Source organism: Paenibacillus sp. E222 (assembly GCF_013401555.1).
Lineage (GTDB): Bacteria > Bacillota > Bacilli > Paenibacillales > Paenibacillaceae > Paenibacillus.
In genome coordinates, this window is the sequence record NZ_CP058552.1 from 4,469,252 (window position 1) to 4,488,378 (window position 19,127).

21 protein-coding genes are annotated in these 19,127 nt (G+C 48.2%); 15 read left to right on the plus strand and 6 right to left on the minus strand.

The window, feature by feature from the left end:
• The first annotated feature begins 8 nt into the window (after positions 1-8).
• Entirely contained in the window at positions 9-1,223 is a 1,215-nt protein-coding gene (locus HW560_RS20195) for a macrolide family glycosyltransferase (protein ID WP_179264442.1), read from the plus strand.
• A gap of 168 nt (positions 1,224-1,391) precedes the next feature.
• Here the strand turns inward: HW560_RS20195 and HW560_RS20200 are convergent, their stop codons facing one another.
• Entirely contained in the window at positions 1,392-1,751 is a 360-nt protein-coding gene (locus HW560_RS20200; RefSeq protein WP_090899282.1) for a MerR family transcriptional regulator, read from the minus strand.
• A 102-nt stretch (positions 1,752-1,853) separates the two neighbouring features.
• Here HW560_RS20200 and HW560_RS20205 point away from each other — a divergent pair, with 102 nt between their 5' ends.
• The gene (locus HW560_RS20205) at positions 1,854-2,564 is read left to right on the plus strand and encodes an SDR family NAD(P)-dependent oxidoreductase (protein ID WP_179264443.1); all 711 of its coding nucleotides are present in this window, start codon (positions 1,854-1,856) and stop codon (positions 2,562-2,564) included.
• Between the two features lie 285 nt (positions 2,565-2,849).
• On the opposite strand, the gene HW560_RS20210 is transcribed toward HW560_RS20205, so the two are convergent.
• Positions 2,850-3,404, minus strand: coding sequence for a GNAT family N-acetyltransferase (locus tag HW560_RS20210; RefSeq protein ID WP_090899276.1), 555 nt, complete (start codon positions 3,402-3,404; stop codon positions 2,850-2,852).
• Between the two features lie 198 nt (positions 3,405-3,602).
• On the opposite strand from HW560_RS20210, the gene HW560_RS20215 reads away from it, so the two are divergent.
• From HW560_RS20215 to HW560_RS20265, 11 genes are all read left to right on the plus strand, one after another.
• On the plus strand, positions 3,603-4,325 hold the full coding sequence (locus tag HW560_RS20215; RefSeq protein ID WP_179264445.1) for a TetR/AcrR family transcriptional regulator: 723 nt from the start codon (positions 3,603-3,605) through the stop codon (positions 4,323-4,325).
• Between the two features lie 27 nt (positions 4,326-4,352).
• A complete protein-coding gene (map, locus tag HW560_RS20220; RefSeq protein WP_179265868.1) occupies positions 4,353-5,099 on the plus strand; it encodes a type I methionyl aminopeptidase in 747 nt (248 codons plus the stop codon).
• A 175-nt stretch (positions 5,100-5,274) separates the two neighbouring features.
• Complete coding sequence (solA, locus tag HW560_RS20225) at positions 5,275-6,399, plus strand: N-methyl-L-tryptophan oxidase (protein WP_090899268.1); 1,125 nt, start codon at positions 5,275-5,277, stop codon at positions 6,397-6,399.
• Between the two features lie 261 nt (positions 6,400-6,660).
• Positions 6,661-7,128, plus strand: a complete 468-nt coding sequence (locus HW560_RS20230) for a hypothetical protein (RefSeq protein ID WP_090899265.1) — start codon at positions 6,661-6,663, stop codon at positions 7,126-7,128.
• A complete protein-coding gene (locus HW560_RS20235) occupies positions 7,125-8,201 on the plus strand; it encodes a CehA/McbA family metallohydrolase (RefSeq protein ID WP_179264447.1) in 1,077 nt (358 codons plus the stop codon). Before HW560_RS20230 ends, HW560_RS20235 begins: the two co-directional genes overlap by 4 nt.
• Positions 8,198-8,950: a glycerophosphodiester phosphodiesterase gene (locus HW560_RS20240; protein ID WP_090899259.1), complete on the plus strand. Its 753-nt coding sequence runs from the start codon at positions 8,198-8,200 to the stop codon at positions 8,948-8,950. Before HW560_RS20235 ends, HW560_RS20240 begins: the two co-directional genes overlap by 4 nt.
• Before the next feature lie 8 nt (positions 8,951-8,958).
• Positions 8,959-9,999: a LacI family DNA-binding transcriptional regulator gene (locus HW560_RS20245; RefSeq protein WP_306459248.1), complete on the plus strand. Its 1,041-nt coding sequence runs from the start codon at positions 8,959-8,961 to the stop codon at positions 9,997-9,999.
• Positions 9,975-10,799 carry an ABC transporter permease gene (locus HW560_RS20250; protein ID WP_179264449.1) on the plus strand — a complete coding sequence of 275 codons (825 nt, stop codon included), beginning with the start codon at positions 9,975-9,977 and terminating at the stop codon, positions 10,797-10,799. The genes HW560_RS20245 and HW560_RS20250 overlap by 25 nt, the downstream gene beginning before the upstream one ends.
• A 42-nt stretch (positions 10,800-10,841) precedes the next feature.
• A complete protein-coding gene (locus tag HW560_RS20255; RefSeq protein WP_179264451.1) occupies positions 10,842-11,882 on the plus strand; it encodes an ABC transporter ATP-binding protein in 1,041 nt (346 codons plus the stop codon).
• 14 nt (positions 11,883-11,896) lie between these two features.
• Complete coding sequence (locus tag HW560_RS20260; RefSeq protein WP_179264453.1) at positions 11,897-13,063, plus strand: extracellular solute-binding protein; 1,167 nt, start codon at positions 11,897-11,899, stop codon at positions 13,061-13,063.
• A complete protein-coding gene (locus HW560_RS20265; RefSeq protein WP_179264455.1) occupies positions 13,060-13,899 on the plus strand; it encodes an ABC transporter permease in 840 nt (279 codons plus the stop codon). The genes HW560_RS20260 and HW560_RS20265 overlap by 4 nt, the downstream gene beginning before the upstream one ends.
• Before the next feature lie 137 nt (positions 13,900-14,036).
• Here HW560_RS20265 and HW560_RS20270 read toward each other — a convergent pair whose 3' ends face one another.
• The 4 genes from HW560_RS20270 to HW560_RS20285 are packed head-to-tail and all read right to left on the minus strand — an operon-like array spanning position 14,037 to position 16,786.
• Positions 14,037-14,804, minus strand: a complete 768-nt coding sequence (locus HW560_RS20270; RefSeq protein ID WP_090899244.1) for an ABC transporter permease — start codon at positions 14,802-14,804, stop codon at positions 14,037-14,039.
• Complete coding sequence (locus HW560_RS20275) at positions 14,805-15,566, minus strand: ABC transporter ATP-binding protein (RefSeq protein ID WP_179264457.1); 762 nt, start codon at positions 15,564-15,566, stop codon at positions 14,805-14,807.
• Positions 15,567-15,578: 12 nt separating this feature from the next.
• Positions 15,579-16,442, minus strand: coding sequence for a pentapeptide repeat-containing protein (locus HW560_RS20280; protein WP_090899238.1), 864 nt, complete (start codon positions 16,440-16,442; stop codon positions 15,579-15,581).
• 14 nt (positions 16,443-16,456) lie between these two features.
• Positions 16,457-16,786, minus strand: a complete 330-nt coding sequence (locus HW560_RS20285) for a PadR family transcriptional regulator (RefSeq protein WP_090899236.1) — start codon at positions 16,784-16,786, stop codon at positions 16,457-16,459.
• Between the two features lie 286 nt (positions 16,787-17,072).
• Between HW560_RS20285 and HW560_RS20290 the strand changes: the two genes are divergently transcribed.
• Both HW560_RS20290 and HW560_RS20295 read left to right on the plus strand, forming a co-directional pair.
• Complete coding sequence (locus tag HW560_RS20290; protein ID WP_179264459.1) at positions 17,073-18,347, plus strand: sensor domain-containing protein; 1,275 nt, start codon at positions 17,073-17,075, stop codon at positions 18,345-18,347.
• 91 nt (positions 18,348-18,438) lie between these two features.
• Positions 18,439-18,957, plus strand: a complete 519-nt coding sequence (locus tag HW560_RS20295) for a hypothetical protein (protein ID WP_179264461.1) — start codon at positions 18,439-18,441, stop codon at positions 18,955-18,957.
• The last annotated feature ends 170 nt before the right edge of the window (positions 18,958-19,127 follow it).

The window sequence follows — 19,127 nt, forward strand, 5'->3', positions numbered from 1 at the left end:
TGGAAAAGATGGCACGTGTGTTGGTTGTAATTACTCCGGCTGAAGGCCATGTGAATCCGTCGTTAGGATTAGTTACTCAGTTGAGGAACAATGGCGAGGAAGTTGTCTATGTGTGCACGGAGGAGTACCGTTCCCGAATTGAACAAAGCGGAGCCCAGTTAATTACCTATCCATTTCCGCAAGATGCCTTCTCGCATGATCCAGTACTGAAGCCACAGGAGTACAAGCATTCTTATCAATTCATTTATATGATGGTAGGCGGTATCATTCGGAGGGTGATCCCCGCTGTGCTTCGAGCGATAGAACATCAAAAGTTCGATTATTTGATCTTTGATTCCCTGATGGGCTGGGGTGGGACTATTCTTGCCGAAAAGCTGGGAATTCCAGCGGTGTGTTCGATTGCCTCCTTTGCTTTCGCAGAGCCCTTAGGTTCTGGCCAAGATTTGAATGAGAAGGATGATGCCGATACGATGGAACTGTATGAGGCCACGATGAAGATAACGCGTGAGTTGGCCCAAGAGTTCCAAGTGAATATTCCAGCCATGGAAGAGATTCCGGCACATGCAGGTCGGTTAAAGCTCGTGTATACAAGCCGTTATTTTCAGCCGCAGGCAGAAAAGCTGGATGATAGTTTTATTTTCACGGGTCCTTCGATCATACCGCGTCAAGATGCTCCGACCTTCTCGTTCGAGCTGCTTCGTGAACGTTACCCGCAAACGGTGTACATTGCCATGGGAACCATTATAAATAAAAACCTGGATTTTTATCAGCTTTGCTTTGAAGCATTTGGGGATTTGCCGGTGAATGTTGTACTATCTTCTGGAAAATACACCGATATGGAGCCACTGGCTGATCGAATTCCAGATAATTTTATCGTCAAGCCATACATCGCACAGTTGGATATGCTGCAGCATACGGATGTTTTTATTACACATGCCGGAATGAACAGCACTAGTGAGGCGCTTTATTACAACGTTCCATTGGTGATGATTCCATTAACGTCGGATCAGCCTCTTGTAGCCAGTCGGGTAGAGGAGCTGGGCGCGGGTATCACTTTAGATAAGCATAACCTCACCACAACTGGTTTGAGAGAGGCATTAGCAGAAGTACTAAGAAACCCTCTTTATAAACAGCAGGCTTACCTCATCGGCGAATCTTTACGGCAGGCCGGTGGTTATAAGCGAGCCGCCGATACAATTATGAATCATTTTGCTAAGGTCTAATCTTCATATTCCATAATCGTATATAGTACCATTCAAAGTCGCTGAATTAGCGGCTTTTTTTGCTTTAAGGAACCAAGTTATTGTCCCATAATAAACAAGAAAATAGTGCAAAAGAGTACTTGATATTACATGAAATTCAAAAGTTTTATCTTTAGGACAAGACTTATCTTAATAATTTTCTCCACGATAATAGCGCTCCAGTTTGTGATCCAGATGAACGAGCTGCGCTTTTTTCTGCTCGATATCTTCCAACAGCTTTTGCCTTTGATCTTGAATCAGTTTGGTTCTTTCAGGCAGAGTTGAGGTTCCTTCATTTACCTTGTCATAATACGTTTTAATGTCCTCCACACTCATCCCCGTTTCGCGAAGACATTTGATAAAAACCAGCCAATTCAGATCATCTTCCGTGTAAAGACGGTTATTCTGCTCACTGCGCGCAGCAGGCTTCAACAGGCCCTTTCTTTCGTAAAAACGTATCGCCCCGACAGCGATATCGACTTTCTTCGCTACTTCTCCAATTGTTAACATGCTAACCCTCTTTTATCAAAATTTATGGTTGACCTACACTAAGTGTAGCATAGTAACTTATACATTGTTAATGAAAATCAAATTAGAGAAAAGAGGATTCACATGAAAAAAATCGCTTTTGTAACTGGAGCAAATAAAGGTATCGGATTTGAAATCGTTAAGCAGTTAGGTCAGGCCGGCTGGAAAGTCCTCCTTGGTGCACGCAGCGCTGAACGGGGGGAAGCGGCTGTTTCCGAGTTAATTTCCGAGGGGTTAGACATAGAGTTTGTGCAAATCGATATGAGTGACTTGGAAAGCATCAAAAGGTCGGCCGATACGATTACTAAGGATTATCCGGACTTCAAACTTCTGATCAATAATGCGGGTATGCCTGGTGCTTTCTCGCGTTCATTTACGGATACCAAAGAGGAGGATCTGAGGAACGCTTTCGAAGTCAACTTTTTCGGAACCTTCCGTCTGAACCAGCGTTTGTTCCCGTTAATCAAAGATAACGAAGGCACAATCGTTAATGTATCGACCGACATGGCTTCGCTGGATCATATGCAAAATACGGGATTTACTTTAAACGCATTTGACTATAATTCATCCAAAACCGCCAACAACGCCATGACAGTTTCGATGGCATATGAACTCAAAAGCAGCAGGGCTCAAGTATTTGCGGTAACGCCTGGATTCACATCAACAGACCTTAACGGTAATGCCGAAGGCGGTAAATCAAAAGAAGCAGCTGCTGCGATAATCGTGGGTTATGCGACAGATGGCAAACATCATAACGGAGAGTTCTTGGATGAGAAGGGCGTGTACGCCTGGTAATGCAGATCTGCAAAACGATGGTATCGTAAAATACGTTGTTACTCGTTAAAAAACAGACGTATTAAACCGGGTACTCGCTTGGGGCACCCCGTAATACGTCTGTTCTTTTTTTAATAATGAAGAGATATGGGACGACATATGGAGTGGTCTTTATTTTAAAATAACCAAATATTCTTCCCAAGGTCCCACCTCCGAATCGTTTCTTTTGGCCATTATCCAAACGATCTTTGCGATGTGTGTTAAATCATGATCAGCCCATGCAGCAATTCATTCGTTATGAAGTGATCAGTCAATTAACCACTCCGATTGGAGAATGGCATACTGATACTCGTCCACCCAGTTTCCTTTTGACATGTAATTTTGCAACATATGCCCTTCACGCCTCATGCCTAAGCGTTCAAGAACGCGAATGGATTTGTCATTCCGTACATCCGTAAATGCAATCACCTTGTGTTTGCCCAGTGTTTTAAAAATATAATCCAACAATGCCTTTAGCGCTTCATGGATATATCCATGCCCTTGATGCTCAGGTGAGAGAGTGAACCCAATCTCTACAATTCTCGGTTCATTAAGGGGTGTATGCAGAGCGCAATCTCCAATAAGCAGATCCGAATCCGCTAAGGCAAGAGCGAATTGAAACCATGTACCTGGCTGATTAGGAGTGTGGTTCATTTGCTTGTCAACAAACAATTCGGCATCCTCATACGAATAGTTCTCCCAGGATTGGAACTGGGAAATGGTTGGATTTGCTCGGTACTCGTAGAAAGGCAGCGTATCCTGCAAGCCAAATTGCCTAATATGTAGACGATCTGTTACTGCATATACCTGTGACTTCTTCATATTTTCTATCTCCGTTCTGAAAAGTAATTTAATTGGAGTATATACGCTTTTTTTTCTTTCTTAATAATATTATCTTACTAACACAGTAAATAAAAGTGAATGCAATAGAGCTTCAGTAACAGCATTTCTCTTGTTATTCGCAAGCTAATGTTTTATATTGACATAATAGTAGGTCAAAAAAAGAGGTGATCCGACGAGATGACTCCACGCACGAAAGAACAAAACGAAGAAATCCGGCTGCGGCGTCTGGCGCAAATCCGTAAAGCCGCTGCCGATGTGTTTTTGAATAAAGGGCCTTTACTGGAAATCCGAGATGTGGCCGCTCAGGCTGGACTCGGGTATGGCACGGTATATCATTATTACAGCAATAAGGGCGATTTGCTCAACGATCTCCTGTGGGACGCATTGGAGCGGGCCGAGGGATGGCCAGATGCCCCGCGCGATTCGGCTTTGGGCGAGGAGCCAGCGAGTGGGCCCTTCGTCTTGGGTGCTGCCGTGCACACCGGGAATGCGATTGCGACGAATTCCAGCCGGGAAAGCCATGAAACGACCGCTTCCGCAGAACTTGGCCCCGTCGCGGCAGCCAGCGTCCAGTTGCTGCAGCTTTGGGCGGAGGACCACGCCCTATACTTGCTGCATAAGCTGGCTGTTGAGGGTTTTGCCTCGCTACCTGAAGCTCGATCAGCCACACTCTTGGCCGCTTTTCGGCATGAAGTGGTTGCGCCATTTGCCGCGCTGGTGGACACCGGGCATGCGTCAGACGGGGATGCCGCTTCCGGCGGGAAAGCGGCGGAGCAGCCCTATGGACTGCAGCGCGCGGAAATGCTGCTGGCCGCCTTGGTTGGCTGCGCCTCGCTATCGATGCGTCGCGACAAGCTGCACGAAGAGGCGATGGATATCGTCCGGATATTAAAATTATAGGATGGATGAGGAGTGAATAAACAAAAGATGATCATTATAAAATCACCTAGGGAAATTGAAGAAATGAAGCCGGCGAGCCAAATCGTTGCGGACTGCTACCGCGAGGTGACCAAACTCATTGAGCCCGGCATCACCACGCTAGAAATCAATGATTTTGTTGCCAGACACATCACCAAGCTGGGTGGCAAGCAGTTTACGAAAGGGTATAATGGTTTTCCCGCCGAAACCTGCATTTCGATCAACGATGTCGTAGCCCACGGCATTCCCTCGAACCGGGTTCTTCAGGACGGTGACTTGCTGAAACTCGACATCGTCGCGGAATACGGAGGATGGTTTGGCGACTCGTGCATGAGCTATGCGGTGGGCAATATTCGGCCGGAAGCGCAAAAATTAATGAAGGTGACAAAGGAATGCTTGGATCTGGGAATTGCCCAGGCTGTACCCGGGGGCCGACTCGGCGATATAACGTCGGCGATTCAAAAGCATGCGGAAGCTCACGGGTATTCGGTCGTACGCGATCTGTTGGCGCACGGAATCGGTCGGAGCCTACACGAGGAACCGACCTATGAGCATATCGGCGTAGCCGGCAAAGGCATTCGATTAAAAGAAGGCATGGTGTTTACCATTGAACCGATGATTAACGAAGGTACGTTCCGTATCACGATCGACGAAGATCATTGGACGGCGAGAACGGCCGACGGCAAGTTGTCGGCACAATATGAGCATACGATCGCAATCACGTCGGATGGACCGCTGATTTTAACGGCTCAGTAATAAATTTATGAATCTAAGAAAACCGCGTTGTTATGCGGTTTTTTTATTATGACTTGGGTATCATGCCCAGGATAGCGCAATTGTTAAGTGATAATATCATTTAGTAATATAGAAGAATCTAGCCATACGTAATACTTAAGTTACATGGGGATTTCTTACAGGGAGGTTACTTACAATGCATTATGACGTAATCGTAATAGGAGCAGGTTCAATGGGGATGGCGGCGGGTTATTTTTTATCCAAGAGTGGGAAAAGTACATTATTAATCGATTCTTTTAACCCGCCCCATAACAAAGGCAGTCATCACGGAGAGACGAGAATCATTCGACACGCGTATGGTGAAGGTGAAAATTATGTTCCGTTGGCGCTCAAGTCTCAAGAATTATGGAATGACTTAGCAAAAGTGTCGGGAAAACAGTTATTTCTCCCTACCGGGGTTCTAAACGTGGGTTACGAGAAAACAGATTTTATCCAAAATATCATTTCAAGCTCAAAAACATATTCATTGCCACTTGAAATTTTAGATTCCATTGAAGTAAATAAGCGCTGGCCAGGCATCACTTTACCGAACAACTACATCGGCTGTTACGAACCAACTTCAGGAGTGCTGAAATGTGAGGAGTGCATCGAAGCCTATCGAGAACTCGCAGAGCAGAACGGAGCGACCATCATAACCAATAGCAAAGTAAAAGAAATCATGGTTCATGATCAAAGAGTTAACATCAAAACCGATGATCATACTTTTAGCGCAGATGCATTAGTAGTTTCGGCAGGGGCCTGGTCAGGAAGTCTTCTTTCCATGTTGGATCTAAATCTTCCTCTTAACCCTATAAGAAAAACATTTGCCTGGTTTGATACTAATGAAGATTTATATAATCATAAGGAGTTCCCAGCCTTTTCCTTCGAAACATCTAACGGACATTATTATGGTTTCCCAAGCATCGATGGTTCCGGATTAAAATTAGGCCGACATGATGGAGGAGATACAATCGATCCAGATGAAGCCATCCAGGGATTTGGTGAACTAAAGGAAGACACAACAGATTTAAAACAATTTTTACATCACTATATGCCCTCTGCACAAGAATTGAAGTTCGGTAAAACGTGTATGTACACAATGACTCCTGACGAAGATTTCATTATCGATACACATCCTAACTATCCTAACGTTGCCATTGCATCCGGTTTCTCAGGACATGGCTTTAAATTCAGCAGTGTAGTTGGACAGATTTTAAGTGATTTGATTATATCAGGGAAAACGGAACATAACATTTCTACATTTTCAATCAATCGATTTTAAGAATCCATTCAAGAGAATCTTTACGAGCTGCCCCTCGTATGCCGTGCGAAAACAATCTAGCGATAAAAAGATAAAAAGACCGGTCTTCTTTTAATAGAAGTTTGGTCTTTTTTGCATTTACAGAATATTAACACGATGCAGATACGGATTTGATTTTTAACCCGTAACATAAGTATTAGATGTGGGAACGGTCCCACATTCAGGGGAAGTGTATCACGCAAGTCATCAATATAACGGAATAATGAAAGGTGGTGCGGCGCAATGAAGCTGCTGGATCTGCAAGGATACGCATCTCCCGAGGATTCCAAAACACATATCCGCATTCCTTTTGAATTGGAAGAGGGCTGTGGAAAGCTGAACCTGCGACTACAATATACGCCGAAAACGCTCGAGAATCGGGAGAAGGCGCTACGGCTGCTCAAGGACAGTTACGATCTATACATTTTGCCGCAAAATCGGGAATACGCGATTGCCAATGCCGACCATCATCTCCCTCTGAAAAATCTGATCACACTCTCGCTGGATGATGCGCGGGGATACCGAGGGGCGTGCCACCGCCAAGACGAGGTGCAGGATCTATACGTATCGGAGGGAGAAGCTTCTCCCGGCCTAATGGCGGGCGAGCTGGTTCCGGGGCCTTGGAGCGTCACATTAAGCCTGCACTGCATCGTGACCGATACGTGCGCTTATCGGCTGGAAGTCTGGACGACAGAGGAGGACTCGATATGAAGTGGTTCGCCTGTGAACTGCATACGCATACGCTGCACAGCGATGGCAGTCAGACGCTGGGAGAACTGGCAGCGGGAGCAGCTAATCTGGGCTTCGACGCCATCGCGCTGACCGATCACAACACGATGTCCGGTTTGAGCGGCAAAGCAGAAATCGAGCAGAAATACGGACTACGAATCATCCCCGGCATGGAATGGACAACTTTTCACGGCCATATGGTGACGATCGGACTGAGCGCTTTTGCTGATTGGCGTCAAGCGAATCGGGATGGAATCGATGAGGGGATCGAGAACGTGCATCGCCTTGGTGGAATCGCTGGGCTTGCTCATCCCTTCCGGATCGGAAGTCCGGCGTGTACGGGTTGTTTCTGGGAATACGAGATTGGGAACTGGTCCGCCGTTGATTACATTGAAGTCTGGTCCGGCACGTTCCCTTCCATTCAGACGAACAATCGGCGTGCATTTGATCTGTGGACGGAGAAACTGAATGAAGGATATCGGATCGCGGCCACTTCAGGCAGGGACTGGCATGCGCAGGGCGAGACAGACGATCCGATCTCGGTGACTTACCTCGGCATCGAGGACGACGCAGTGGCGGGGAACGGGGATTCGACAGCCCTTTCGCTCCATGAAGAAATGCTTATCCAAGCGCTGCGAGAAGGGCGCGCGTCCGTAACGATAGGTCCTCTGCTGACCCTGACACTGGCCGCTGGAGGTGCAATCTATGCAATCGGCTCTACGTTTCCAACGGCAGACGAGAGACGGGAAACTGCAGAGGAGCCGATCCGGGCGAACTTGACGCTGGACTTCTCGGTCCGCACCGGACTGTGGTCGCTACCGAACCAGGTCTGCAAATTGAAGCTGTATTCCAATCTGGGCGAGGAGCTTAACCTTGAAGTTCCGTCTTCATCGGACGGACAGATGATGCAACTCGAAGCCCAACTGAGGGAGTCAGCTCCAGATATTCCCCGCAGGTGGATTCGCGCCGAGCTATGGGGAACCGTACGAGGAGCCCATGTGCTGATCGCCTTTACCAACGCGATCTATTTCGAAGAAGGAGGATACTCGCGATGAACAAATTCCCGCTGATCACAGCCCATACTGGCTGCATGAGCCATCCCGATCATTCTTTCGAGTCACTTGAGGCGGCGCTAAGACTTGGCGTAGATATTTACGAAGACGATATCCGTTCCACTCGGGACGGCGTACCGGTGCTCGCCCACGATGAAGATATCACTTTGGCAGATGGGAGCTGCGGCAGTCTTACAGAAATGACACTGAAGGAGTTGAACACCGCTAGACTAGCGCCCGTTCCGACGCTTCAGGATGTGCTTGAGCAGATACGCTCAGCCGGTAAAATGATGAATCTGGATATCAAAACAGACAGCGCTCTGGAGCCGGTGTCCGCCTTGATTGAACGGATGGGGATGACGGAGATGGTGTTCTTCAGCGGCTGCGAATATGAGACGGCCCTCCAAGCCGGTCGATACGCTCCAAGCATCCGCAGACTGCTTAATGTGAACATGCAAAGCTTCAGGAGTCTGAGCTGCGACGAGGCAGTGTTCAAGGCGTGTGCAAATGCTCACGAAGCCGGCTGCTTTGGGATTAACGTGCCGTATCAGGTCGTTCAGCCAGAACTTATGGAAGCTGTGCGGCGGAATGGTCTGGCTATCTACGTCTGGACGGTTACGGAGGCGGACGACATGCGGCGACTTGCACAGTTGGGCGTTGACTCGATAACAACCCGTGATCCGGCGAAGCTGATTGCTGTCCGGGAAGAGACGGATTTTGCAAAGGAGAATAGGGATTGGACAATAAGCTGAATCATAGTTTGCGGGAGCTGGCCCAACTGGCCGGTGTATCGAAATCGACCGCTTCTCGGGTGATCTCCGGAAACGGATATGCGAGTCCTGAAGTCCGGGATCGCGTCCTGAAGGCGGTCGAGCAGCTTCGCTACAAGCCGAGCGCCGTCGCCCGGGCGATGGTTGCCAAGCGTACGTACAACATCGGAGTCATCGTTTTCCGTGACAGGCTGCCGATTGTGTCCCACACGCTGTATGGCAGAATCATTGACGAGATACTGATGTCCGCTGAAGAGATGGGCTACTCGATTTTCCTGAAGACCGATAGGGAAATGTCGCTGCGCTCCACCGATTATATGCTGGAACAGCGTGTGGATGGACTCATTCTGGTCAGCCGGCTGCAGAAGAACGTCATCGATTACGTCAAAAACTTCAATATCCCTTATCTGATGGTGAACGGATCGACGGAAGATCCGGACGTCGTACATCTTGTGAGCAACGATGAAGCCGGTGGAGAACGAGCGGCACAGCATTTATATGACTGCGGACACCGCAAATTCTTTATCATCGCCGGACCGAGCGAGCATCGGAGCCACTCGCTGCGATTGGAGGGCTTCCGAAAGCGGCTTGAATCCCTCGGTGTTAGTTCTGAACAGGACGGGTTTACCATTGCCGAGTCGTCGGAATCAAGCTTCGATTCCGGTCGGAAGTTGATGGAGGAGCATTATGTGGCCTTCCGGGAGGGACGATACAGCGCTCTGTTCAGTACAAATGACATGCTTGCACTGGGGGCGATGAAGGTGCTGATGGAGCGCGGCGTCCGCGTTCCGGAGGAAGTATCCGTTATGGGCTACGACAATACCGAAGTGGCCGGCATGTACCACCCATCGCTGACTACCGTCAGCGTGGATGCGTCTGGTATCGGCCGAGACGCGGTATCGATTCTGGATCGCCTGATTAGCGGCGAGGGGAGCGTGCCGCGACTGATTGAATACGAAAGCGAAGTGATTGTTCGTCAATCGACGAATGGAAGGGAGGACGGAACATGTCTTGGTACTGGAAACACGTAGGTCCGAGAAGAATAATCGAATTTGTGTTGCTGACCGTGTTCGCCATTTTTTTCGCGGGTCCGCTGGTCAATCTGCTAGTGCTTGCCTTTAGTGAAAAGTGGAATTATCCGGATATTCTGCCCCAGGTATGGGGCTTCAAATGGTGGGAGTTCGTACTGGCGAAGGACGATATTGTCTCGTCGATCTCATTGTCGTTCCTCATTGCTACTCTGGTGACCTTGCTGTCCATCGTCGTCTGCATCCCAGCAGCGTATGCCTTCGCAAGACTCCAGTTTCCGCTGAAGCGGATGTTCCTGTTCTCGTTCCTGCTGACGCACGCTTTTCCGAAAATGGGGTTGTACGTCTCCATCGCAGTTCTTTTCTACCGGATTGGACTGATGAATACGCTGCTCGGCGTTGTGCTGATCCATATGATCAATGTGCTGATGTTCATGACCTGGATTCCGACCTCCGCCTTTCGCAACGTGCACCAGGCGCAAGAAGAATCAGCGCGGGATGTTGGGGCAAGCCCGTTCAAAGTGTTCCGCAGCATCACCCTGCCAATGGCAATGCCCGGCATCATGGTCGCTTCGATCTTCACGTTCCTCAATTCGCTTGACGAAGCTCAGGGCACGTTCCTGGTCGGCATTCCCGATTACAAAACAATGCCAATCGTCATGTACTCCATTATTTCCGACTTTCCGAGCAGCGCAGGAGCCGTATTCTCCATCATTCTGACGCTGCCGACCATTATTCTGCTGGTGGCAGCCCAGCGGCTGGTGAGCGCGGACGTGCTGGCAAGCGGTTTTCAAATGAAATAAACATGTTTCGGTCGATATATCGAAGCAAAGGGAGGCAGAAGTATGCAGTTGTCTGTACGAGAGTTAGCCAAACGCTACAAAACGGGTGATGGTGTCAGCGGCATCAACATCGATATCAAAAAAGGCGAGCTGGTCACCCTTCTTGGTCCCTCCGGGTGCGGGAAAACTACTGTACTCCGAAGCATCGGCGGGTTTCTCGAACCGGACTCCGGTGACATCCTGATCGAGGGCAAGAGTGTCATTCAACTGCCACCGGAGAAACGGCCGACCTCGATGGTGTTCCAGAGCTATAACTTGTGGTCGCATATGTCGGTATATGACAATCTGGCTTTCGGCCTGAAAATCCGCAAAATGCCGAAGGAAGAGATCCGCACGGCGGTCGAGGATGCGCTCAAGCTGGTCCGATTGTCAGGTTTCGAGAAGAAATATCCGGCAGAGCTTTCGGGTGGACAGCAGCAGCGGGTTGCGCTGGCGCGGTCTCTGCTGCTGAATCCGGCGGTACTGCTATTGGACGAGCCTTTCTCGGCGTTGGACGCCAAGTTGCGGCACGAAATGCGTGAGGAGCTGCGTGAGATCCAAATGAAGACCGGGCTGACAATGGTCTTTGTCACGCATGATCAGGAAGAAGCGTTGTCGTTGTCCGACCGCATTATCGTCATGAATCACGGGCGCATCGAGCAAATTGCTCATCCGCAGCAGATTTACGATGAGCCCGCTTCACTATATGTCGCCGGTTTTATAGGCAAAATGAATTTCCTTAAGGGGGTGGCGGAAGGGGAGAGCATCCGGGTTGGACATCTTCGCCTGCCGAACGAGAAGGGGTTAAGCGGACAGGTGACGGCTGCGGTCCGACCGGAAGACGTACAGGTGAGCAGTACTACGATGGGAGAAGGTACTTTGGCGGGCAAGGTCAAGCAGGTCATGATTCTCGGACATTACGCCGAAGTTACCGTGGAACTGGTGGAATTCGGCATTATACGTGCTTTTCTGAACAAGGAATTCGTTGAGCAGCTGCAGGTAGGAAAAGACGTCGGCGTCTCGATCTCGAAAATGACCGGATTCCCGGTCGATGAATCGAACTGAGGAGGATGAATGATATGCGTATGAAAAAGCCATTTTTATCATTGTTGACTGTTGTGGGATTATCAGTGTCATTGCTGGCCGGGTGTGGGAACGGAAGCGAGATTAAAAGTACAACTACCACCGGAGGGAGCGCTGCTGCATCGAGCGATCCGGTGAAATTTAACTTCTACTTTACGGGCTCTCAGAACGTCAAGGATCTGTGGGATTCGCTGGAGCCGATGTTTGAGAAACAGCATCCGGATATCGACGTGAACCTGGTTTATATCCCGTCCGGTACTGGCGCTGAGCCGACCTACGACCGGATCGTGGCTGCCAAGAAAGCGGGTAAGGGCTCAGGAGACATTGACCTGTACGAGGACGGAATCACCTCCGTCGCGCAGGGCACCAAGGATGGTGTTTGGGAGCAGCTGAACGAGAAGGACATTCCTAATCTGAGCAAAGTCAACACAGACACGATGAAGGATGTGGACAACTTCGCAGTTCCGTATCGTTCGTCCGCCGTGGTTCTGGCCTATGACAGCAGCAAAATCTCCAATCCGCCAACTACGCTGGACGAGCTGCTGCAGTGGATCAAAGCCAATCCTGAGCAGTTCGCCTATAATGACCCGTCAACGGGTGGTTCCGGCAGCTCGTTCGTGCAGACGATTGTCTACAAGGACCTGCCGGAAGAAGACATTCACAACTCCGATCCGGCGATCATGGAGAAGTGGGACGGCGGTTTCGACACGCTCAAAGAAATCGGACCGTATGTCTACGGCCAGGGCATCTATCCGAAGAAAAACCAGGGCACGCTGGATCTGTTGATGAATGGCGAAGTGTCCATAATTCCGGCCTGGTCGGACATGGTGTTGCAGCAGCTGAACGAAGGTTTGTTGCCGGATACAATTAAGATGCAGCAGATCACACCGGGCTTCAACGGCGGACCAACGTACCTGATGGTCAACCAGGAGTCGGACAAGAAGGAAGCGATCAATGAATTCCTGAACTTTGTCCTGTCCCCTGAAGCGCAGGAAGTAATCGTTGACAAAATGAATGGTTTCCCGGGCATTGAGCTCTCCAACATGTCACAGGAGATGCAGAATAAATTCGACGGTGTGGCCGAAGGCTTCCGCACGTTCAACATCGGGGATCTGGGCACGGAGATTAACAAACGCTGGCAGAGCGACGTTGCCGCGAAATGAGTAAGGAAACCAGACAGTCGATCACAGGCCTGGCGATGGTGCTCCCCTCCTTCGCCATCCTCTTGATCGTCGTCATAATCCCGATTGTTCAATCCTTCATCATGAGTCTGAGCAACAGTTCGGGTGGATACGATCTGAGCCGCTATACCTATCTGTTCACTGATAAAGGGATGCGCAGCAATATCGTATTTACACTTCGGGTGACTGCCATTACGTGTGTTGCCGTAATTTTGATCAGCTACACGTTGGCAATCTACATGCGCTTCAATCAGGGGCCAATCGTTAATCTGATTCGTAAAACGTACATGATCCCGCTGTTCATCCCTGGTGTCATTGCAACTTATGGTCTGATCAACTTGCTCGGCAACCATGGCTGGCTCGCCCGCATGCTTGAGGTGGTCGGAATCACGCTGCCACGCATCATCTTTGACGAGAAAGGAATCATCATCGCCAACCTGTGGTTCAACATTCCATTTACGACGATGCTGCTCAGTTCCGCGCTGTCGGGCATTCCTTCATCGATCATTGAAAGTGCAAAGGACGTGGGTGTAGGCAGACTGACGCTATTTACCCGGTTTATTTTCCCACTGTCGTACAAGACATTTCTTGTTGCCCTGACCTTTGTCTTCATGGGGGTCATCGGCTCTTTCACTGCGCCCTATCTGATCGGAGCCAACTCTCCGCAGATGCTTGGTGTCTCCATGCAGCAGGTATTCAGCGTTTTCCAGGAGCGCGAACAAGCCGCAGCGATTGCTTTCTTCTCATTCTTGCTGTGCTCGGTGCTGGGTGCTTTCTACATCCGGTCGATGGCGGAGGAGGAGAAGGCGAAGATATAGATGGGGGTATAGATTATTCATTGTTGAAGAGTCTGAAAAGTTACAGCGCTCCTTTATTAGGGAGCGCTTTTTTGGTGCAAAGACATGAACGAATTTCTTCACCATCTCTCTTTGTTAAGTAGTCAGATCAAGACGGATCATACCCGCTTCTTATACACTCTCATTGCGAAGATATATGCTACAACCAAGATCCCGACACACCAGGCAAGCGCGACCCATATATCATTGCCTACCGGCTGACCCAACATTAGTGCCCGGATCGCTTCCACGATGGAGGTTACCGGTTGATTTTCGGCAAAGGCTCGAACGACAGAAGGCATCGACTCGGTTGGTACAAAAGCAGAACTGATAAAAGGCAGGAATATAATCGGGTAGGAGAAGGCGCTTGCGCCATCCACAGATTTGGCGGACAGTCCGGCAATTGCCGCGACCCAGGTTAATGCCAGCGTAAACAGAGTGAGTATGCCAGCTACCCCAAGCCATGACAGTATCCCTGCGGGTGAACGAAAGCCCATAACGAGCGCTACGAGAATGATGACTATCACCGACAAAAAGTTGGATAACAGAGAGGTCAGCACATGTCCCCATAATAAGGTGGAACGTGAAATCGGCATGGAGTGAAACCGCTCGAATATGCCCCGCTGCACATCAATGAACAGACGGTATGACGTGTAGGATATACCGCTAGCTATAGCAATCAATAGTATACCCGGCAGTAGATAATTTACATAATTATCGGTTCCGGTATGAATGGCTCCACCAAACACATAGACGAACAGCAGCATAAACGCGATGGGCATAATGGTGACCGTAATAATGGTGTCCATACTGCGGAAAATATGCCGCATGGAACGTCCAAGCATAACGCTCATATCGCTAAAAAAGTGTTTTTTCACCGTTTCCATTTAGTTTGCCTCCTTTATGCCGATGATTGCGAGGAATATATCCTCCAATGTTGGCTGTTTTTCCACATACTCGACCTTTGTAGACGGGATCAACTTTTTTAGATCCGAGAGTGTTCCGCTAGCGATAATCCTGCCTTCATGCAGAATGGCAATTCGATCGGCAAGCTGTTCCGCTTCTTCTAAATACTGCGTGGTCAGGAATACCGTCGTACCTCCGGCCGACAGCTCCTTTACAATCTTCCAAACCTCTATACGTGCTTCGGGGTCAAGTCCAGTCGTTGGCTCGTCAAGGAAAATGATCTGCGGTTTTCCCACAAGGCTCAAGGCGATGTCGAGTCTGCGGCGCATACCACCAGAATAAGTAGACACCCTGCGGTCGGCGGCATCTGTCAGGCCAAAACGTGTAAGCAAATCGTCCGCAACCTGACGGGGATTTTGGAGGTATCGAAGTTTGGCAATCATGATCAGATTTTCTCGTCCGGTTAAAATCTCGTCTACGGCGGCAAATTGCCCAGTCAAACTGATCGCTTGCCGCACATTGTCGGGTTTGGTTTCCACATCGAACCCGTTTACGGTGGCGGTTCCGCTATCTTTTTTGAGCAGCGTGGTGAGGATTTTGACAACGGTTGTTTTGCCCGCACCGTTGGAGCCGAGCAGGGCGAAGATGCTCCCTTTTTCCACCTCGAAATCAACGCCCTTAAGGACTTGCAGTTGCTTGAAGGATTTTTGCAGGCCATTCACATGAATTGACTTGTTTTGCATGGGATCCCCTCCTTAGATAACCGTAACTTTTGACAAATTGGCATCCATGCCTTTAAGGGCGGCATACGTCAGTTTATCCATCATCGCACCGTCAAAGCAGATGGTTTTGATAATACGGTAATATTTTTTAGACCACGAAGATGTCGGGAAAGAGACGTTCTTAAGTGTCGCATTTTTAAACGAAACTTCGTTCAGTGCTGCCTTATCAAACTTGACACCGATAAAAGTTTGCCCGTCAAAACACATCCCTCCCAGATCGGAAGATTTGAACTCCACGCCGTCAAAGATACAGTTTTGAAAAATGGTTTTTCTAAGATCGGTCAAGGAGAACGTGACGTCGGTCAGTCTTACACCTGTGAATTTTGCTCCGTCCAGTCCCGACTTGCTGAAGATTGTGCGTACAAGGATCGATCGATTGAAGCTCACATTTCCTAGGTCTAGGGTGGATAGGTTGCAATCAGTCAAATTTGCGCCGTCGAAATTGGCATCCCGCACATCGCTGCTGGCAAACGAGCTGCCGGTCAAGTCGGCGTTCGTGAAATTAGAGCCTCGCAACGCGCTGGACTTAAATTGTCCTTTATGGGCGATAACGCCCGCAAAGTCGCTTGTTGGTAGGTTACTCGCGTTAAAGTTCGTCACCACCTGCCGCTCCAGAGAGCGGGAGAGGTTGGCGACCTCCTGTACTGTTTGCTCAATATCACCGATGCTCTCTATGGTCATCTCAAAAGCAGTTTCATCATCCTTGCCCTCGGCTTTGAGATCACGGAACCTCTCCTGCAAATCGGAGTGAAGGTCTGCTTTCAATTCGGTGACGCTTTTCACCTCATCGTACGGTGCGAAAACGCCATTCAAATAGTGGGTTAACTTCTCATTCATAACCTCAACACTCCCTATAATAAGTTTTCAAGAACACGCTTGGCGTACTCCCAGTTGTCTTTGTTACTGGCATGCGTTGCCTTACCCTTTTCAGTAATCCTGAAATATTTACGACGTCCACCTTGAGATTCATCGCCCCAATACCACTCGATATCGCCCTCCGCTTCAAGTCGCCGAACGCTGGAGTACATGGTGGCTTCTTTTAATTCGTACTCACCACCCGAGCGCTCGGCAATCATTTTGACAATCTCGTACCCGTATCTGTCAGCTTCGGATAAGAGCCGTAATATCATCGTATCGGTATGGCCGCGTAGTAGGTCGGATGTAATTTTATTCTGGCTCATGTAATCACCTCGCATCTGTATAATACGACACACTACTGTGACTGTCAAGGTAGTATTACGAACAAAATACCTTGATTGAAAATTTGATTTTTCAGAACGATATTTAAAAGGGATTAACTTTCCAGAATGAGCCGGAAATTCGCTTTAATTTTAGCAGGAGGTTACGGAATCAATTGGTTAATTTTAGCATTATCAAACTGAGACAAAATTTGCTAAAGTAATCTAAAGTTACTCTAACTAATTACAGCTATGCTGGCGGAGGATAGGACGAAGTATGAGGAAGTTTTTGAGTGAGCAGTCCATTGAGGCATTTAGATCGATCATTAATTACAATCCGGATGCCATCTTCATTGTTTCCAACGAAGCAAAGATCGTTGAAGTGAATGAAGGGGTTACAGAGTGTTTAGGTTATAAAAAGGAAGAAATTATGGGTTCATCTTACAAAGATATATTTTGTCTACATCAGCTTGATTTGATTAGCCAGTTTTTCTTTGAAGTTTTAAAGGGTGCATCCTGTCAATACGTTGCCGAAGCTTATCATAAAAATGGAAATATCGTTCATTTGCAAATTAAGCAAGTTCCCTTGTTCTTTGAAGGCAAGGTCAATGGTATTTTTGGAGTAGCTAAAAACATTACTGAGCAAAGGCAGTTGCTCACGGCCTTGAAAGAAAGTGAAGAGCGATATCGATTGTTAGCAGAAAACTCCCTTGATCTTATCCAACTGATTAATCTTGACGGTATTGTGGAGTATGCTTCTCCTTCTCACAAAATGGTACTTGGATTTGATCCAAAAGAATACATAGGCAAATGGGTATTCTATCAACCGAATGATGAAGTAGATGAGAATTTTCGTACGATTTTTATGAGTATGTTGCTTTTACAAAAGCCCTTTACCTATGAGATACAGCGTCAGCATGAACAGGGATTTCCAGTATGGTTAGAGTTAAAAGGAACACCGATGTTCGATGAGTCCGGTGATTTTAAAAATATGATGCTTGTCGGAAGAGAAATAACAGAACGAAAAAAGTACCAAATACAATTGGAGCAATTAAGTTATCATGATGCCTTAACTGGAGCACCTAACCGAAGATTTCTTAATAAAATGTTAAGTGATGCCTTGAGTGGAGAAAAAACAGATGTGGGTCAGCTGGCTGTCATGTTTGCAGATCTAGACAATTTTAAGCAGATTAATGATACATTAGGGCATGATGCTGGGGATGAGTTGCTTCGTCAATTTGTAAAGAGGGCTGGAGCTTACCTTCGAGAACACGAGGTTTTGACCAGAATGGGTGGTGACGAATTCGTATTTGTAATTCCCCAAGTTCAATCCTCCTCAGACGTCAGGCAAATGGCTGAAGATATCTTAGAATCGTTGCAACTTCCCTGGAATATAGACGGGCAGGAGCTCTATACTACTTCCAGCATAGGAATTGCCTTTTATGAGAAACACGACACAGTAAAAGAACTGCTTCAAAAAGCAGATGCGGCTCTCTATCTTGCTAAAGCGGAAGGGAAAAATACATATCGCATATTCTCCTTCCTTGACTCGTCAATTTCCTAGTGCGAATACCGCACGTATGTCTCATTCGCACAGGCAAGTAGTCCACTTCTCGCGTAAACTGAAGTAGATCAGTAGAGCGAGGTGAAAATCCATGGCTAAAACCAACGAAATACGCCTTAAGGCAAAGCGGTATAAGGCCCGGCCCGTCTGCGTGACTCTTCATAATGGTGAAACGTACATCGGTTACATTTCTGACGTCAATAGCGGAGGCGTGGTGCTTACCGGAGGAGGCAAAGTATCGCGCACAGCGACCACAGGGGACAGTTCCCAGCGTTCCAATAAAAAGGTCGTTTCACGCAGCAAAAACGGTCGTCCTCAGAACCGGAAACGGGTAAATGGTACACGCAAACCATCTACCCGCTCGCGCGCAGTATCACGTGCGCAGGTTTCGTCCTTTCTACCGATGATGGGCTCGCTGTTTGGCGGGCTTGGTGGTGCGGCTTCGGCTGGAGGTATACTTGGAGGTGGAATGCGGCTATTTGGCATGATCCAGCAATTCATGCCGGTCATGAAAATGGGCTACGGCATGATCAAATCCATCCATCCGTTTATGGGTGCCGTCAAAGGTCTGATGGCTCCACCTAGTCAGGCCGAAGAGGAAGAGGCCTAATTCGAAATTCAGCCCCTTTGACGTAAGGGGCTTTTCTTTTTTAGTGTCAAGGTGTTATTGATAAATCGAGTTTTTAAAAAAAGTTGCGAAGCTTTGACCATTTGGATATGATTATCTAATTGGTTGTTTCAGCTTATACATTTAATTGATGATAAAAGATAGTGAGGTCA